This window comes from Paenibacillus massiliensis 2301065 = DSM 16942 (assembly GCF_000377505.1).
Lineage (GTDB): Bacteria > Bacillota > Bacilli > Paenibacillales > Paenibacillaceae > Paenibacillus > Paenibacillus massiliensis.
The window spans coordinates 234,854-250,931 of the sequence record NZ_KB898185.1 but is presented as its reverse complement, the minus strand read 5'-3'; the positions used below and the strand labels follow the sequence as shown (position 1 = coordinate 250,931).

At 39.0% G+C, this 16,078-nt stretch carries 17 protein-coding genes and 1 pseudogene; 16 read left to right on the top strand and 2 right to left on the bottom strand.

Features of this window, described 5'->3' with window-relative positions; genetic code table 11:
• The first annotated feature begins 59 nt into the window (after positions 1 to 59).
• On the top strand, positions 60 to 284 hold the full coding sequence (locus D328_RS0101120) for a helix-turn-helix domain-containing protein (RefSeq protein WP_018883096.1): 225 nt from the start codon (positions 60 to 62) through the stop codon (positions 282 to 284).
• Positions 285 to 468: 184 nt separating this feature from the next.
• On the opposite strand, the pseudogene D328_RS29965 reads toward D328_RS0101120, so the two are convergent.
• Positions 469 to 1,590 (bottom strand): annotated as a pseudogene (locus tag D328_RS29965) (IS3 family transposase).
• Between the two features lie 116 nt (positions 1,591 to 1,706).
• On the opposite strand from D328_RS29965, the gene D328_RS0101105 reads away from it, so the two are divergent.
• The 14 genes from D328_RS0101105 (at position 1,707) to D328_RS0101040 (ending at position 13,120) form a co-directional block, all read left to right on the top strand.
• Positions 1,707 to 2,411, top strand: coding sequence for a hypothetical protein (locus D328_RS0101105; protein ID WP_018883094.1), 705 nt, complete (start codon positions 1,707 to 1,709; stop codon positions 2,409 to 2,411).
• A 181-nt stretch (positions 2,412 to 2,592) separates the two neighbouring features.
• A complete protein-coding gene (locus D328_RS0101100; RefSeq protein ID WP_018883093.1) occupies positions 2,593 to 3,351 on the top strand; it encodes a hypothetical protein in 759 nt (252 codons plus the stop codon).
• A gap of 192 nt (positions 3,352 to 3,543) precedes the next feature.
• Positions 3,544 to 5,034: an RNA-directed DNA polymerase gene (locus D328_RS0101095; RefSeq protein ID WP_233426141.1), complete on the top strand. Its 1,491-nt coding sequence runs from the start codon at positions 3,544 to 3,546 to the stop codon at positions 5,032 to 5,034.
• Positions 5,035 to 5,285: 251 nt separating this feature from the next.
• Positions 5,286 to 6,242 carry an IS30 family transposase gene (locus tag D328_RS0101090; protein WP_018883091.1) on the top strand — a complete coding sequence of 319 codons (957 nt, stop codon included), beginning with the start codon at positions 5,286 to 5,288 and terminating at the stop codon, positions 6,240 to 6,242.
• A gap of 93 nt (positions 6,243 to 6,335) precedes the next feature.
• Positions 6,336 to 6,509: a pepsin/retropepsin-like aspartic protease family protein gene (locus D328_RS28165; protein WP_018883090.1), complete on the top strand. Its 174-nt coding sequence runs from the start codon at positions 6,336 to 6,338 to the stop codon at positions 6,507 to 6,509.
• Between the two features lie 83 nt (positions 6,510 to 6,592).
• Positions 6,593 to 7,135 (top strand): DinB family protein, encoded by a 543-nt coding sequence (locus tag D328_RS0101080; protein WP_018883089.1) that lies wholly within the window; start codon positions 6,593 to 6,595, stop codon positions 7,133 to 7,135.
• A 68-nt stretch (positions 7,136 to 7,203) separates the two neighbouring features.
• Positions 7,204 to 7,527, top strand: coding sequence for a DUF2834 domain-containing protein (locus D328_RS0101075; RefSeq protein WP_033411966.1), 324 nt, complete (start codon positions 7,204 to 7,206; stop codon positions 7,525 to 7,527).
• A gap of 80 nt (positions 7,528 to 7,607) precedes the next feature.
• On the top strand, positions 7,608 to 8,003 hold the full coding sequence (locus D328_RS0101070) for a hypothetical protein (RefSeq protein WP_018883087.1): 396 nt from the start codon (positions 7,608 to 7,610) through the stop codon (positions 8,001 to 8,003).
• 11 nt (positions 8,004 to 8,014) lie between these two features.
• Positions 8,015 to 8,665: a lysozyme inhibitor LprI family protein gene (locus D328_RS0101065; protein WP_018883086.1), complete on the top strand. Its 651-nt coding sequence runs from the start codon at positions 8,015 to 8,017 to the stop codon at positions 8,663 to 8,665.
• Positions 8,666 to 8,898: 233 nt separating this feature from the next.
• Entirely contained in the window at positions 8,899 to 9,558 is a 660-nt protein-coding gene (locus D328_RS0101060; RefSeq protein ID WP_018883085.1) for a hypothetical protein, read from the top strand.
• Positions 9,559 to 9,741: 183 nt separating this feature from the next.
• The gene (locus D328_RS0101055) at positions 9,742 to 10,221 is read left to right on the top strand and encodes a DinB family protein (RefSeq protein WP_018883084.1); all 480 of its coding nucleotides are present in this window, start codon (positions 9,742 to 9,744) and stop codon (positions 10,219 to 10,221) included.
• Between the two features lie 121 nt (positions 10,222 to 10,342).
• Positions 10,343 to 11,308 carry an ATP-grasp domain-containing protein gene (locus D328_RS0101050; RefSeq protein ID WP_233426139.1) on the top strand — a complete coding sequence of 322 codons (966 nt, stop codon included), beginning with the start codon at positions 10,343 to 10,345 and terminating at the stop codon, positions 11,306 to 11,308.
• Between the two features lie 199 nt (positions 11,309 to 11,507).
• Complete coding sequence (locus D328_RS0101045; RefSeq protein ID WP_018883082.1) at positions 11,508 to 12,566, top strand: CHAP domain-containing protein; 1,059 nt, start codon at positions 11,508 to 11,510, stop codon at positions 12,564 to 12,566.
• Between the two features lie 137 nt (positions 12,567 to 12,703).
• The gene (locus D328_RS0101040; protein ID WP_233426138.1) at positions 12,704 to 13,120 is read left to right on the top strand and encodes a DinB family protein; all 417 of its coding nucleotides are present in this window, start codon (positions 12,704 to 12,706) and stop codon (positions 13,118 to 13,120) included.
• Positions 13,121 to 13,290: 170 nt separating this feature from the next.
• Here the strand turns inward: D328_RS0101040 and D328_RS0101035 are convergent, their stop codons facing one another.
• Entirely contained in the window at positions 13,291 to 14,604 is a 1,314-nt protein-coding gene (locus D328_RS0101035; protein WP_018883080.1) for a hypothetical protein, read from the bottom strand.
• A gap of 223 nt (positions 14,605 to 14,827) precedes the next feature.
• Here D328_RS0101035 and D328_RS0101030 point away from each other — a divergent pair, with 223 nt between their 5' ends.
• Entirely contained in the window at positions 14,828 to 16,054 is a 1,227-nt protein-coding gene (locus tag D328_RS0101030) for a M20 metallopeptidase family protein (RefSeq protein WP_033412064.1), read from the top strand.
• Positions 16,055 to 16,078: the final 24 nt, after the last annotated feature.

Here is a 16,078-nt window from a genome sequence, read left to right as displayed (position 1 = left end):
TCGCTTTTCGTTGATGGTTACTAATGTGGAAGATAAGATAGAGCTATGGAGGGGAAAAGATGAACGTAATCAAGTGCAATATACGAGAACTCATGGCAGAACATCGAATAGATGATATAACGGAATTGATGGTGAGATCAGGCTTAAGTCGTAACTCAATCAACAAGTTATATAGGGAGACGAATATAGAAACAACAAAATTAGAAACACTATTCAAGTTGTGTGATACGTTTAATTGTAAGTTGTCTGATTTGATCGAATATGTACCAGAAGAAAATAAATAGTGAGAGCCGATTCGAGAAGAGATTCCGTCGTATAACATAATATTCAAGCAGGGGCTCCTAACGGAGCCTTGGTCTGCGGGAGGGATTTCGAGGAGGAATTTCAGCAGACAACCCCTTCGGGGTTCATGAATACAGGAACGTTAACTGAAATCCGATAGATACACTATGGATTGTCAACATTAAATCAGACAACTTTTTTAAGGGCTTCTTGGCGATACTGAACAGGCGTCAAATACCCCAGTGATCCATGAACTCGGTGCCTGTTAAACCAGTTGATGTAGTCGTATAATTCCAATTCCAAATGACGGAGGTTTCGGAATTCCGTCTGGTAAATAAACTCCGTTTTCATGATCTTGTAGGTGGCTTCGGCCACGGCGTTATCGTAGGGACATCCTTTCTTGCTGAGTGATCGGCCAATACCAAACGCGTCTAGAAGCTGGTCCATCATGTGGTTTTTTAAACTCACGCCCACGATCCGTATGAAACCACTGGATTTGGCTCAAGTCGCCTTCCACCGTTGCAAAGGCACGCGAAACCAGAGCAGCGTCCCTATGTTGACCTGCACTATGGCCAATGATCTCGCGATTGAACAGGTCAATGAGGACGCAAACGTAATGCCATCGATACCCGACCTTCACATATGTTAGATCGCTCACTACGAAACGCTTCGCTTTCGTCTGATTAAACTCACGATCGAGTTCATTCGCCGTTGTTGTCTCATTACAGGGCGTTTTGTGAGGCTTAAACTGGGCAACGGTGTACGTGGAGACGAGGCCTTGCTCTTGCATGATTCGACCAATACGACGTCTAGAGACGATGAGTCCTCGTTCCTGAAGCTTGACTTTTATCTTTCGTGTACCGTAGACTTTTCGATTGTTGTGGAATATCTCCACAATTGCTTCCGTGAGCTCATCTTCATTGGGCTTTTCCTTCGCTTCATGATAGAAGGTGCTTTTCGCGATTTCGAGGACGTTACACATTGCTGATACCGAGTATTTATCACGGTTATTCTGGATGATAGCTACTTTCGTCCCATGATCAGCGCGGCTTGCTTTAAAATGTCGTTTTCCATCCGTAGACGTTGGAGCTCTTTACGCATAGCCATTAATTCGTTTTCTTCAGGTGAACGGTTGTCTTTCTCTTTGAAAGAGCCCGTGGCCTGCGATTGCTTGATCCAGCGGTCTAGAGCCGAAGCAGTAAGGTCGTATTCCTCCACAATTGCAGCTCTGGACTTACCGTTTTCATAGAGCCCTACCATTTGTTTTTTGAACTCGGTTGTGAATGTGCGTCGTAGTTGTTTTGGCATTGTAGAGTTCCGCTCCTTAACTTGATAGGTTTATTCTACAAGCCCTTATTTTTTCTGTCCAACTAAGTGTAGCCGATCCACTATTAAAATAATTAGGGAAGTAGAGAATTTATTAGATGAATAATAAACTAAAACAGGTTTTGATTGGAGTAGCGAAATGTAGCATCTCTGCTGCATTCCCTTATTTAGGTTGCGCACTTAATGAAGCACTTTTTGAAGTCAGAGGAAGAATTGCACAAGATAGAATAAATCAATTTGTAGAGAGCTTTTTAGCGCATCTAAATGATTTAGGGGTTACATTAGACGAAGATATTATTAGTTCCGAAGATTTTAATGATATTTATGCAGCAATAATTAAGCGTGTAGTTGATACAAAAAATGAACATAAGATAAAAATTTTTAGAGATATTTTAACCTCGTCGTCAATTACGACATATCAATCAGATTTTATAGAAACATTTTTAGATTTAGTCACTAGGTTGGACTTCATGGAGATAGAGATTTTAAAGATGTTTGAACACACTGGAAGGTCGGGAAGTATGGATATTAGTGAAGATGATAACGGTAGCATAAGTATACTGACTAATGCATCCTATAAAGATAAGATTATAGAAAAGATAAGGGTTGAATCAGTGCATTTGTCTACTATCGAGTCTCATGGTAAATATGAATTTTATATATGTGATTTGATATCTAAAGCACTTCTTATAGACACAAAAACAACAGGCAATACTTACAAAGATCTAGCAAAGGAAGGCCTTGCACACCTTTATATTACTGATTTTGGAAGAGAGTTTTTAAGATTTATAAGAAATGGTTAAAACTTGAAAAAATATATGGGTAGACTCTAGAAGATCGGACATCAGTTAACATAATATTCACGCTGCGGACATTCGTCCTTGGCCCGGCATAGGCCGGACACCCAACATTCGTTGGGTCGTGAATACGGGAACGTTATACGCAATTACTGTACTAAAAAATATAGCTGAAGGAGTGAGGGATTTGGGTGAAGGAAATGAAAAAAAACAATTGTGCGATTGTGGAAGTGGGAAAAAGAGGAAGAAGTGTTGTAAAGATAAAAAAACAAGAAATCAATCTGTAACTATGGATATGAAAAATCCCATAGCTATAACAAGCTATGAACTGACTTCTAATGGAGATTTGAAATTATTTGCAGGCGGGCGAGAGGTAATTCCCAAAATGGCTAACCTAAATATTTCTCTTGATAGACCAAATGAAAAAGTCAAGCAAACGTTGAAAATTAATCAAAATCCAATAAATTTACAGACTAATATAAATGCTTTAATTAATGACTATGACTTTGTCTATGCAGTTGATACCAACACTCATAATTCTCTAATCAATGGCGAGTATTTTTCTGTGGGAGTAGCTTTAGAATACAAAAATAATAACAAACAAGAACTTCAATTTCAAAACTCATTTACAATTCAATTTAACCATAGAGAAAAATTTATTGCTGAGAAATTAGGAATTGTAGAATTAATAAAGAAAATTATCATTGATAAGAATTTAGAAACTAACGGCCTAAAAATATTACTGGTCACTGACCATGATTTAGGAAACATTGATCGTTATAATTCCAGAGAAATTCCTATGATAGAAGACACTGATCTGTATTTACCTAACAATTTTACTCTTGTTTATGCTAGTGCAGACAAAAAGAATGACAGCATATTAAATAGTATGATTAGTCAATGTGATCAGGAAGCTAGTAGAATTTCTAAGGAAGCATTGAAGTGATTTTAGTAAGAATCTAATGAAGACAGTAACAGCGTATAACATAATATTCACGCTGCGGACATTAGTCCTTGGCCCGGCGTTCGCCGGACACCTCAGCATACGCTGAGGTCGTGAATACAGGAACGTTATACAACAGAATCAAACACAATGCAAACTATTAAAAGTGAATGGAGATTTATGATGAGATTAACAATGTATAATTTGATTAAATGTGGATTTTTTTCGGATAATCTACCATCTCAAGTATTTACAAGTATTGAAATAGCAGACTTTCTTAAAGCTAATCCATCAATGATAAATTTGAGTTCAACAAGTTTAAAATCTAGGAAGATTGAATCTACTCCTTGTTTATTTATTTCAAGTTACAAGAGTGACCTTGAAAGGAGAATTATAGCTATCCCTCACATAGATTTGTATCTTATGCTTTGCGAAGCTATTGAAAAACATAGAAGAGTTATAGAATATAAGCTTCGCCAAAATCAACATTCGTACTCTAATATCATTGCACCTAATCAAATCAGAGGGTACAAAGTATTCTCTAGATTTATGAAAAATTATCATGACCGCACTATATATTCTGCTGGTTACAAGTATCTTTTAAAAATTGATCTAAGTAAATGCTATGAGAACATCTATACGCATAGTCTAACATGGGCTTTATATGGTAAGGAACAATCAAAAGATGAACTTAAAAAAAGTCCATCACTAAGAAATTTGACATACGCAAGTTATGATGAGTTTGACAAGTTGGTTAGATCTATAAACAATAATGAAACTAAAGGTATTCCAACAGGTCCTTTGAGTTCTCGAATTGTTTCGGAAATTATTTTGACCTCTATTGATGAGATTTTAAGTGGGAAAGGGCACCATTTTAAGCGTTATGTGGATGATTACAACTTCTATTTTAGAACTGAAAGTGAGATCAATGAATTTATCCCTCTATTTCAAAATATACTTTATGATTATAAAATGCATATTAATACTGAAAAGACACAAATAAGTAAATATCCATATCAGTTGAACCAAGACTTTACCAAAATTCTAAAAGAACATGATTTTTCTAAAGACGGATACTTAAAATATATAGAGAAAATGATAGAACTTCACCAAAATAACAAAGGTGTTCTAAAATACGGTTTGAAAATTTTAAGTAGCCACACTATTCCAAATAAAGAGAAGAAACTTGTCTTCTCGCACCTAGTTAATATAATTTTATCATTCCCTAATATGGCTGAATATGTACATAATGTAATAATAAACAATAGCTTCACTTTTGATAGATCAATACAACAGAATATAAACAACATATTAGCAAGTTGCCTTAATTACAAACATGAACTTGAAACCATATGGCTACTTTGTGTAATGGGTTCTCTTAATATGGAGATTGAAGTGAAGAATCTTGTTAATATTATTGTCCATGCTGAACCGTTATCTACAATTATGGCTTTAGACTATGTTCAAAAGAAAGGCTTGATTAGAGAGAATGAAATTAAAATTAGTAAGAGTAATTTAAAATCTAAACTGATAAATGAAACTATCTACGGAGATAAGTGGATTCTCATATACGAAATTAACAGAAATCAATGGATTACAGGATTAAAGAAAATGCTAAATCAAAGTAGACTTTTAACTGAGGCATTAAGTAATAATGTGCGTTTTTATCTTAGCCCCTTTAATTAAATGGAAAATGCTCCTAACGGAGCCTTGGTTTGTTAGAGTTCGTAAAGGGATTTCAGCATACAACTTCTTCGGAGTTCATGAACAAAGGAAAGTTATTTGACATCTAAAATCTACAAAGATTAGTCTTTTAAAAGTGACGGATTGTAATATGAAGTGCGACACCTACTGGAAATAAATATACCAAAGAGCCCATGGCCGGATTCGTGTAGAATGAAAGTTCCCCAACCCCATTCACACAAGGAGAATCCACCATGAGCTACACACATCTTAGCATAATCGAACGTAGCAAGCTAGAAATCCTCCACCAGCAGGGGAAAAGTGCCAGAGCCATTGCCAAAGAATTAGGCAGGCATCACGCAACCATCAGCCGCGAATTACACCGAAATCCAGCAGCAGTTCCCTATCAGGCGGAACGTTCCCAGGACAACTATGCTAAGCGTCGTCAGGTGTCTGTTCCAATCGGGAAATGGACACCTGAACTAGCAAGGGTTATTGAAGAGAAGCTTTGTGCCACCTGGTCCCCTGAACAAATCGTACAGCGGCTTCGTAAGGAAGGAGAAGCCCTCCCTTGCTTTAAAAGGATTTATCGCTGGCTGTATACAGGCCGTTTGGTGAAAGGCGTGCTTGCCGTTCTGCGACACAAAGGTAAACGGCAGAAGCCAGCAGAGACACGCGGCAGGTTTGCCGTGGGCAAGGCCATCTCTCAGCGTCCGAACGAGGTTCGTTCTCGGGAGACCTTCGGCCATTGGGAGCTTGATACGGTCGTCTCGGGCCGTGGGAAAAGCAAGGGCTGCGTGGCTACGTTCATCGAACGCAAGACACGCTTGTACACCGCTATTCGGATGCCTGACCGTACCGCTTTGTCTATGGAGATTGCCTTTGGCGTAGCGGCCTCGCAGTATCCTGCCCAGGCATTTCGAACTGCTACCGCAGACCGTGGCAAGGAGTTTGCCTGTTACGCCAGCCTAGAAGGCACTCATAACGTACAGATGTATTTTGCAGATCCGTATTCCTCCTGGCAACGCGGCTCGAATGAGAACGCCAATGGTCTCTTGCGAGAGTTTTTCCCCAAGGGGACGGATTTCGCACAAATCACGGATGAAGCCCTGGAGACCGTCCTTTGCTTAATCAATCACAGACCACGAAAATGCCTGGGCTGGAGAACCGCTCACGAATCCTTTTCAGAGGAACTGTCGCACTTGGCTTGACAATCCGTCAAATGAAAATCGAATATAGATGGACTGTTATTCACTGAAATAACAGTCCATTTTAATGGGGAAAAGAAAGTCATTAATAACATAGTGATTGATACGGGAGCGAGCCATACCTTAATTTCACAAGATGAAGTAGATGATATTGGAATTCAAGTCGGACTAGAGGATGAGATCGTAACAAGCTACGGAATTGGAGGTAAGGAACTTCATCATTCGTTTGTACTAAACGTTATAGGACATCAGCGTAAGAGCATCAAATAAACGAAAATCTGTTCAACCTAAAAACAAATTTAAATACAGTGGAGAAGATATTAAAACTCAGTAAAGAAAGGGAGGAAGCTAGGATGCTTTATGATCTACAAGGTGAAGCAAATATGTCACCAATTGTTGGGATGTTATTTTCCGCAGTAAAGGAAAATAATCAACGTTTAAAACTTATCACTGAGGACATGTCTCAAGAAGAAGTTGATTATAAAGGTCCTAACGGCAACTATAATAGTACCGCTCAGTTGATTAGGCATCTGTTGTATGTAGACCTTAACTGGGTTTACAGGCTAAAGAGAGAACCTCTATCTGATATTTTGAAAGAGCAATATGGTCCTATGATAGATGAGAATAATAAACTTCCGATGATTAAGGGGAGGTCTTTAAATACTCTAATGTCAGATTACCAAGATGTAATAAGATTGCTAGAAGATACATGCACACAATTAACCGATTCCAATCTTGATCAAGTGGTTCATTTCGGTCATCAAAATGAAAAGCAAGCGACTATTCGTTGGGGGTTATGGCATATAGCTGACCATTGCCGTTATCATCAAGCCCATATAAGTCAACTTAGAAAATGGTATATTATGCTGGATTGTGAATGCGGGAACGTTGTATGAAATACCTGAACAGATCGTTAAAGACTATTGTAATCTTTTATAACTAACTAATTTCTGAGGTGAGAGACTTGAAATATTTTTATGGGGTGTTATCAATTTTAGGAATTGTATTACCTTACATGGAGTTTATTCCTTGGATTGGTGAGAACGGATTTAATCTGATGACACTATTGAATGAAGCAAGCCAGAATCGAATTAGTGCATTTGCTTGGTGGGATGTCATAATTTCAGCAGTTGTTTTAATTGGATTTATTTTATATGAAGGAAAGCGAATTGGCATAAAGCATAAGTGGATCCCGATCATTGGAACATTAACAGTTGGTGTTTCATTTGGATTGCCACTATTTTTGTTATTGCGTGAAATTCAAATGGATAAAATGAAAGTGTCTTGATCGCCTTAAGTCGGTGGGAAGTCGTGAACACATGAACGTTATATGATATCCAGGCAAGTCATTAAAGGAGTGATTAATTGATGTCAAAGGTACACGACAATGTGATTTTGGCATATGAAGTTGATCTACAACATGACCAAATCATATTACATACAACCTATGAAGGTGGCAGTACAAGGGAAGAGACCAATATTGTATTCAAAGATGTATTGAATCATAGGTTCGAACACCAATTAAAGGATAGTATTATCTTAGACATTGTTGAATCCGATATTAGTCATTTTATTAAAGATAATCTAAAAATATTAGAAGAGAGCAAAAATTATGGTTGGCCAATCCGTTATAGCTCAATAGTAGAATTAGAAAAAAAGATCACTGATGAAAGCTATAAATACATCGAAATCATGTCTTCTTATGGGTTAAGTGGATGGGTCTTAGCGAAGAGTTACGAAGTTAACATTAAAGATAATATGTAAGGAGATCATTTATGAAAGGTAAGATATTCTTATTATTTTTTATTACGATCATGTGTTCATCTTGTCAAAATATTAGTCAATCGAATACCTTGAACAACGAAACTAAATCAATCATGAATTCTGAACTGCCTCCTGATGTAGTGAGTACAGGTAATGTTACAGAATCGAAAGAAATAAATGAAAGCCGATCAGCTCCTTCTAACAATGAAGTGTTATCCATGAGCCTTGGAAACTATGATTTGAAAGGAGAATTTTATGATGAAATGCTCCGAAATCCTATAGATCATGATTACGAAGTGGAATTGAATGAACTTCAAAATTCTAATGAGTCTACAACATTGGGATGGGGGGCGTTGGAAAGCAAGTACATAGAGATTTGGGATAAAGAGTTGAACCAAATATATAATAAGCTTCTTTCTAAGTTGGATAGAGAATCAAGAGAAGCACTAATTGAATCGCAGAAAGAATGGTTACAGTATCACTTAAGAGAAACAACATTTGTAGAGAAGACATTTATTAATAATGGTTACCTTGGATCACAAGGATCGGTAAGCCTAGCCACAGCTATAATGGAGAGGATAAGGGAAAGAACAATGCAATTATTTGAATATCGGTATTTGCTAGATGGTGAAGTTGAGTTTTTATACCAAAGTAAAAAATAGAGTTGGAATCTTGATCAAAGTTTTTTAGGTGATGCTTTGAAGACAGTAATGGCGCACAACAATGTTCTCACGCTGCGGGACTAGCGCCCCTTGGCTGTCAGATGTATAATCATGGAAGAACACTCAGTCAACATACGACCCAGTCTAAGATAAGAGCTATCTGAGGCTGGGTTGTTTCGTGAATACAGGAACGTTAGACAAAATTGGCAAACAGATTATTTTGGAGTGATCGAATGAAGCAAAAAATAAATAAAATTGTCGAGCTTGTGTACAATGTTGCTAATCATTGGCTTGAAGAAGATGACTATACCAATACTTATAATAGTATTAGGATGCTAACAAAAGAAGTATGGAATACTCATCACAATCAGTTATTGAACGAACTAAGTCTATTAGATAACCCTACTGCTGACTATCAACTATTTTGGCTAGAATGTCTAAGTTTCCCACGGAAGTCCCCAAACTTGAACGGGTTAGATGGAATGCCTCTTTCTTTACCTTATCATTCATTACCTTCAGACTTAAATGAATTCAATTTTCATGATTCAAAGATAGAAGGATTTTCTATTAATGATGAAAGGGAGGTCGATTTCCATATAAAACTTGACTCCTGGGAATACGATAAAGCCGAACTGACTTTTTACGAAGTGAGTAGTTGCTTTCATCAAACAAATGAAGGATTGATTATTGAGAACTTAGATAGCATTCACGATTTTTGTATTTTGTCAGAGGGGGAAGCTCCGAACATCAGCTTTGCGTTGAAGCATTTAAATATTCCTAACCTAAGTTCTATAAAGGATAAGAGATTGTTTTATTTTTTCGGGTTGAACTCTTCAAAAACATATGACTCGATATATATATTTGCAAAAAAGTGGAGTATAAAGACCATATAGCTGATTCAAGAAAGCACGAACATCACCCTTAACATAATATTCACGTTGCGGGCATACGCTCTGGGTCCGGCAAAGGAGTTTCGGAGAAGCATAGGCGCCAGACACCCAGCATTCGTTGGGTCGTGAATACAGGAACGTTATCGGAAAGGACCCTAAATCGAATTAAGAGATGAGGATCATTTGATGAGCTATAAATCCATTTTAATAGATCAATTAACTGCATGTTATAACGATAAGAGTTGGTTTTTGCCTCTAGTGGATATACTGGAAGATTTAACAGTAGCAGAAGCAGTTACTGAGAATGACAATAATCAAACCATATGGTCCATAGTGAATCATCTTATTTATTGGAATGAAACATGGCTTGAGCGTTTTAAGGCAGGAGAATTTATATTAAATAATGGGATTAACAATGATGAGATATTTTCTTTGACTCAAGATCAATTGAATGATGTAGGCTGGAAGGAGACATTAAATAGACTTGAGAATGTATTCAGCAATTGGAGAGTTGTTTTAGAGGAAACGGATGAATCAAAGCTCACAAAACAACTTCCAGAATATTTTAATGCTCCTTGGTGGGGAGTTGTTTCTAATTTAAGTATTCATAATGCATATCATATCGGACAAATCATGTTGTTAAAGAAACAAATTCGAGTTAGATAATATGTTTTGGACGTGATTCGCGTGAAGCATTCAGTATACAGAGAAGCAGAAATCAGCCGAGCACATCCGCACCACCTAACCGCATCACGGTCTCCCTTCGGGCTTAAGGTGGTGAGACGTCGTGAATACGGTAACGTTAGCTGAAACTTCTGCAAGTGCAAGATCATACCAATTTAGGAGTCGAATATATATGTTTCTAATCTTTTGTGCTGATCCAATGAATAGGAATACAGTCGATATTGATTATGAAGCGGAATACTCATGTGCAAGATCGCTTGGTATTTCTGTCATCTTGATTAATCTTGAAGAGCTACTGGAAGGAAATATTGATAAGGCATTAAATAAAGTTAGTGCAACTGGACAACAAGAATTAGCTATTTATAGAGGCTGGATGATAAAGCCTAAAATCTATGAGAATCTGTTTAATGGATTATTGAAGAAGAATGTAGTTCTCATTAATGATCCTGATGAATATAGAAATTGTCACTATTTCCCCAATTTTTATGAAAAGATTAATACCGTTACACCTTATAGCAATTGGATTCAAATTGAGAATCTGAAGAACGACTTTGATCAAATATATAAGAATCTATCGGAATTTGGTAACAAGCCAATCATCATAAAGGACTATGTTAAGTCCAGAAAACATGAATGGCACGAAGCATTTTTCATACCTGATGCTTCGGATAAGAATCATGCAACTCAAGTGATCAGTAATTTCATTAATAGACAAGGTGAAGAATTAAATGCAGGTATTGTGTTGAGGGAGTTCGTAAATCTCGAACAATTATCAGTACATTCTAAAAGTCAGATGCCTCTCTCTAAAGAATTCAGGTTATTTTACTACAATAATAGATTCCTATTTCAATTCGATTACTGGGAAGATAGCGAATATGATGACGAGAAACCGGATTTAATGATTTTCAATCAACTTGCTCAAAATATTAGCAGCAACTTTTTTACGATGGATATAGGAAAAACAGTTACAGGAGAATGGATAGTTATTGAGCTTGGGGATGGACAAGTATCAGGATTACCTTTGGAATCAAACATTGAAGGATTTTATAGAGCGATTAGAGACGTGTAAGCTAATTCAGAGAGGGCTGAAGCATCAGCTAACATCATATCCACGCATCGGAACTTGTAGGCTCCTCGCTACGCCTGAAGGTGATGGGCAGAGGAGAAAATCAGCCGGACACCTTGGCATACGCCAAGGTCGTGAATACAGGACGTTATAGGAAATCAGCGCAATCTTGAAAACGCATTAATACCAAGGAGGCGATACTTTGACCAATAAACGACTGGAAAGCATTCGAATTCTTGTACAAGAAATGATCAATTCTATGGATAGCGAGGTTCACCGACAGGAAGCTTGTACTCAGTTATATGGAGTGTCCAATATGGCCTCGTTGCTTGCAAAGAGAAGGGATCAAAATCAAGAAATCGCGGCTATTAGTGGCCTTCTTCATGATTATTATCATTTTAACACTGGAATAATAGAATTTCCTGGTACCAATAGTGCAGAAACCGTAAGACCGATATTAAGAGAGTTGAATGCCTTTACTACAGAAGAACAAACCACAATTTTACGGGCCATCTTTTATAGAGATTACAGAAATCAGACGCATGGTCCCTTCGATGAAATCTTAAAGGATGCATATGTTCTGCATTTATATTTTCAAAATCCGAAATGTATTGTACAACAAGATGCCGATAGACTGCGGAAGATATTTCGTGAACTGGCAATACCGGAAGATTGTTCAGTGGAGGAGAGCAGTAAAGCTGAAGTTGCTGTTAGTAACGCAGATAAGCGACTTAGAATGGCTGAAATTGCTGAAGATCTAGGAAGAGCAAACATAATAGGAATGCCAGGGGATCAACGATACCGAGAAATCTGTAAATATTGGCCGGATCGAGAAATCTATAAAGCTTTACAGAATAATTGGTGCGCTGCATTTGTGTATCATTGTTGTTTTGAAGCCGGGTTTTTATTGCCGATCCGATACCCTAATGGTAAATATCGACTTGCTGGTGTAGGTGCATTGCTAGAATGGGGGCAATTACCTGAGACTGGTTATTTTTGTATGGATAAGCATAATGGATTTGTTCCTCAACGTGGTGATATTGTGATATATGAAAAATTACTATCCAATGATTCGCATGATCACATAGGTATTGTGCTGGCTTGCAACGATAATGAAATATTAGTAGCAGAAGGTAATAGGGACAATCAGAATTACTCCAGTGTTTTTTACAGGGATAGGTGGCATTGTATATTAGGATACATTCGGATAGATAACAACTATGAATATCATTTCAATGGTGTATACAACCCCATTATATGAGTACGCGAACTGATATTGGGAATGTTCACCGATTAGGTAATTGCATTATCATGCATCGAAACCTGATGGTTTCTCGGTCCGCGAGGGGCAATTGGCTAGATCAATTAACTGCATGTTATAATGATAAGAGCTGGTTTTTGCCTCTAGCGGATATACTGGAAGATTTAACAGTAGCAGAAGCAGTTACTGAGAATGACAATAAGCAAACGATTTGGTCCATAGTGAATCATCTTATTTATTGGAATGAAACATGGCTTGAGCGTTTTAAGGAAGGGGAATTTATATTAAATAATGCGATTAACAATGATGAGACATTTTCTTTGACTCAAGATCAATTGAATGATGCAGGCTGGAAGGAAACATTAAATAGACTTGAAAACGTATTTAGCAATTGGAGAGTTGTTTTAGAAGAAACGGATGAATCAAAGCTCACCAAACAACTTCCAGAATATTTTAATGCACCTTGGTGGAGAGTGGTTTCTAATCTAAGTATTCATAATGCATATCATATCGGACAAATCATGCTGTTAAAGAAACAAATCCAAGTTAAATAATATTTTTTAGGCTGTTCGCAGATGGGGGGCAGCATATGCAGAGCTGGTCGTCCGGCCAGGAAGTGATTTGACTTGGTAAATAAAGTGCAAAAAAGGCACGTTTTCAGTTTTGAAAATGTGCCTTTTTTGCCATTAATTTAAAGTCGAAATGGCAAACGTAACAATGAGTGTCATCTGCTTAATTTGCGCCCTTCTTTGTCGAGAAACAACAGTTCGTAGTATTTTTTGGGTCGCCCTTTACTGTTGTCTCGTTTTTCAAATACCGTTTGTACGTAGTTACTTTCTTCAATTTTGTTAAGGATACGGTTTGCACCTCTGACCGTCATGGACAGGCACCCAGCAACATCCTCAGAGGATAATTTATTTGTTCTCATGATTTCTGCATAGGACATGATTTTTTGCAGGTTGATGTTGTTTATTCCGATCCTTTTGGCTAACGCGATGATTTCCGGGTCCCCCTGTTCAGAGAACTGTATGACATTCGTGCTCCGCATTGGGCCGATAACCTTCTGATCCTCGTTTATAAAAAAGCTGCAGCTGCCCGTAAAGGCTTCCGCCTGTCTGTGAGCTTTGGTAGCGTTAATGTTAGCTTGAAAATATTCATGCCCCGAGCCCCACCCGATCTTCACCTTGTCGCTTATGCGCTCTTCCAGATACTCCAGCAGGGTGCAGTTATGCGCGTTAGTGGTGATTTTCATGAAATTTCCATAGGTGGTGTATAGTCTGACAAAGCCTTCCGAAATTTGGGCCGTGTCTGCCAGATTCACACTGCTCAGAAACCTGCCGACAAGGACCTTTAGCTCATGAAGCTGCTCTTCGGATGGCGGCTCCGCCGTTTTGGTCGATAAGCATGCGACAACTGCCCTCTGACTCTTAAGCTTGAGGATGGTAATCTCGTTGATGATCTCTCTGATGGTCTCTTTAACGTTCTCCAAAGTGGGCCGGATTAAGATATATCTGACTCCGTGCTTTTTGAGTTCTGGAACAAAGTGGCCGAACGCCGTGATGGACAGGTCTATTTTCTTGTCTTCCCACAGCGTGATATGGTTCTCCAGCATTGTCTCCACCTGTTCGAGCAGATCTCCGCTGTCAATGGGCTTCCCCTCATGAGTTAGGTATTGCTGGAATTCGCTGAAAGACTCGATTATATACGCATAATCCACATAGATCCGGGATATATCAAGCCCAGGTTCTGTAACCAGCAGCCGGAAAAGTTCCCTATATAGAAGGTTTTCATTATCCTGCAAAATGTGAACAGGTACTTTTTCATCCAGGCATTCCTTATCGATTGACTCGTAAAGCATCCTGCCACTGATCACAAATCCATCTACCGAATCTAAGTTTTTGAGATAGATGTCTGTTGTTTCCCGGAAGTTGCTGATTGTAAGAAACCTGAACTGACATAAGGGCCGCATTTCTTCTTCAATGGCGCGGAAATAGTCCATATGGGTCTCAGGCGTGATAATACCCAGCTTGATTTTCATGATAGATTCCTTTCATAAACAGTTCAATCAAAAGAGTTATATCACAATAAATGTGATATTTCAATGTTCCGGCAGCCTCTAAAATAATGTTCTTAAAATGTCTTATTTTATCTTGACAGCGAATGGATTAAAAAGTACGATAAAAGTGTTCTTGAAAAGTCTTAAAATGTGAAGGGGGAATGTTTACTCTGTTCTTACGTTCATTCAATTTGTGCTTTGGGAGATGTTCATTGTGATTGAAGAAGCTGGAGATTTTTTGAGTATGGCCCATCAGCTGCAGGACAAATTGGTCATGCACAGGTATCATCTTCATGCGATTCCGGAGCTTGATTTAAGTTTGCCCAAGACAACGGCCTACGTACAAGGAGTGTTGGAGTCGATGGGGCTGAAGCCCACTCCCGTAGGGGAATCAGGGCTGACAGTTACTATTGGCGGACAGCATGAAGGGAAGGTGATTCTGATCCGTGCGGATATGGATGGGTTGCCCATTCAAGAAGAGACTGAGCTTTCTTACGCGTCGTTGAACGGAAACATGCACGCATGTGGTCATGACATGCATACTTCCATGCTGCTCGGAGCTGCAGAGATCCTGAAGGCCAACGAAGAGCAGCTTCGCGGGACGGTTAAGCTTATGTTTCAGCCGGGTGAGGAGACGCTGCACGGGGCAAAGATGATGCTGGAGAATGGGATTCTCGACAATCCCAAGGTGGATGCCGCCATGATGCTTCATGTATTGACCGGAATGCCGCTTCCTCTCGGGCAATTTGTAGTGCCTGAGGAAGGTGGAGCGATCTCTGCTTCGTCGGATTGGTTCGAAATCATCATCCGCGGCAGGGGCTCACATGGCGCAATGCCCGAGGCGGCAGTGGACCCTTTGAATGTGGCCGCTCATCTTCATCTGTCACTGCAGGGTATCCTCAGCCGGGAAATTTCTCCGATTGAACATGCAGTCCTTACCATTGGCGTGATGGAAGGCGGAAGTACAAACAACGTGATTCCCGATACGGCCAGATTGAAAGGAAGCGTGCGCACATTTAACGCTGCATTGCGGGATAAAGTGGAAGCCCGTATCCGCGAAATTAGTGCAGGGATCGGAGATACTTTTCAGGCCAAGGTGGAAGTGATCTATACGAGGGGTTGTCCTGAAGTGAAAACGGATGGCGGACTTAATGAGCAAATGAGGGCTTCGATTGCAAATACGTTTGGCGACGGCTCCTATATCGGTATAACTGAGCTGGTACCCGGCGGTAAATTAATGGGCTCGGAAGACTTCGCGTTTGTATCTCAGGCGGTGCCAAGTACCACAGTGTTTCTTAACGCAGGCAATGCCGAAGAAGGTTATAGTTACCCTGTACACCATCCTAAGACGATGTTCGCGGATGAGGTGCTTCATAGAGGGGCTGCGGCTTACGCAGCTTTTGCCAGAGATTGGCTTGAAAGTAACAGATAAGCTCTAAACCAAACTTAGGAGGAA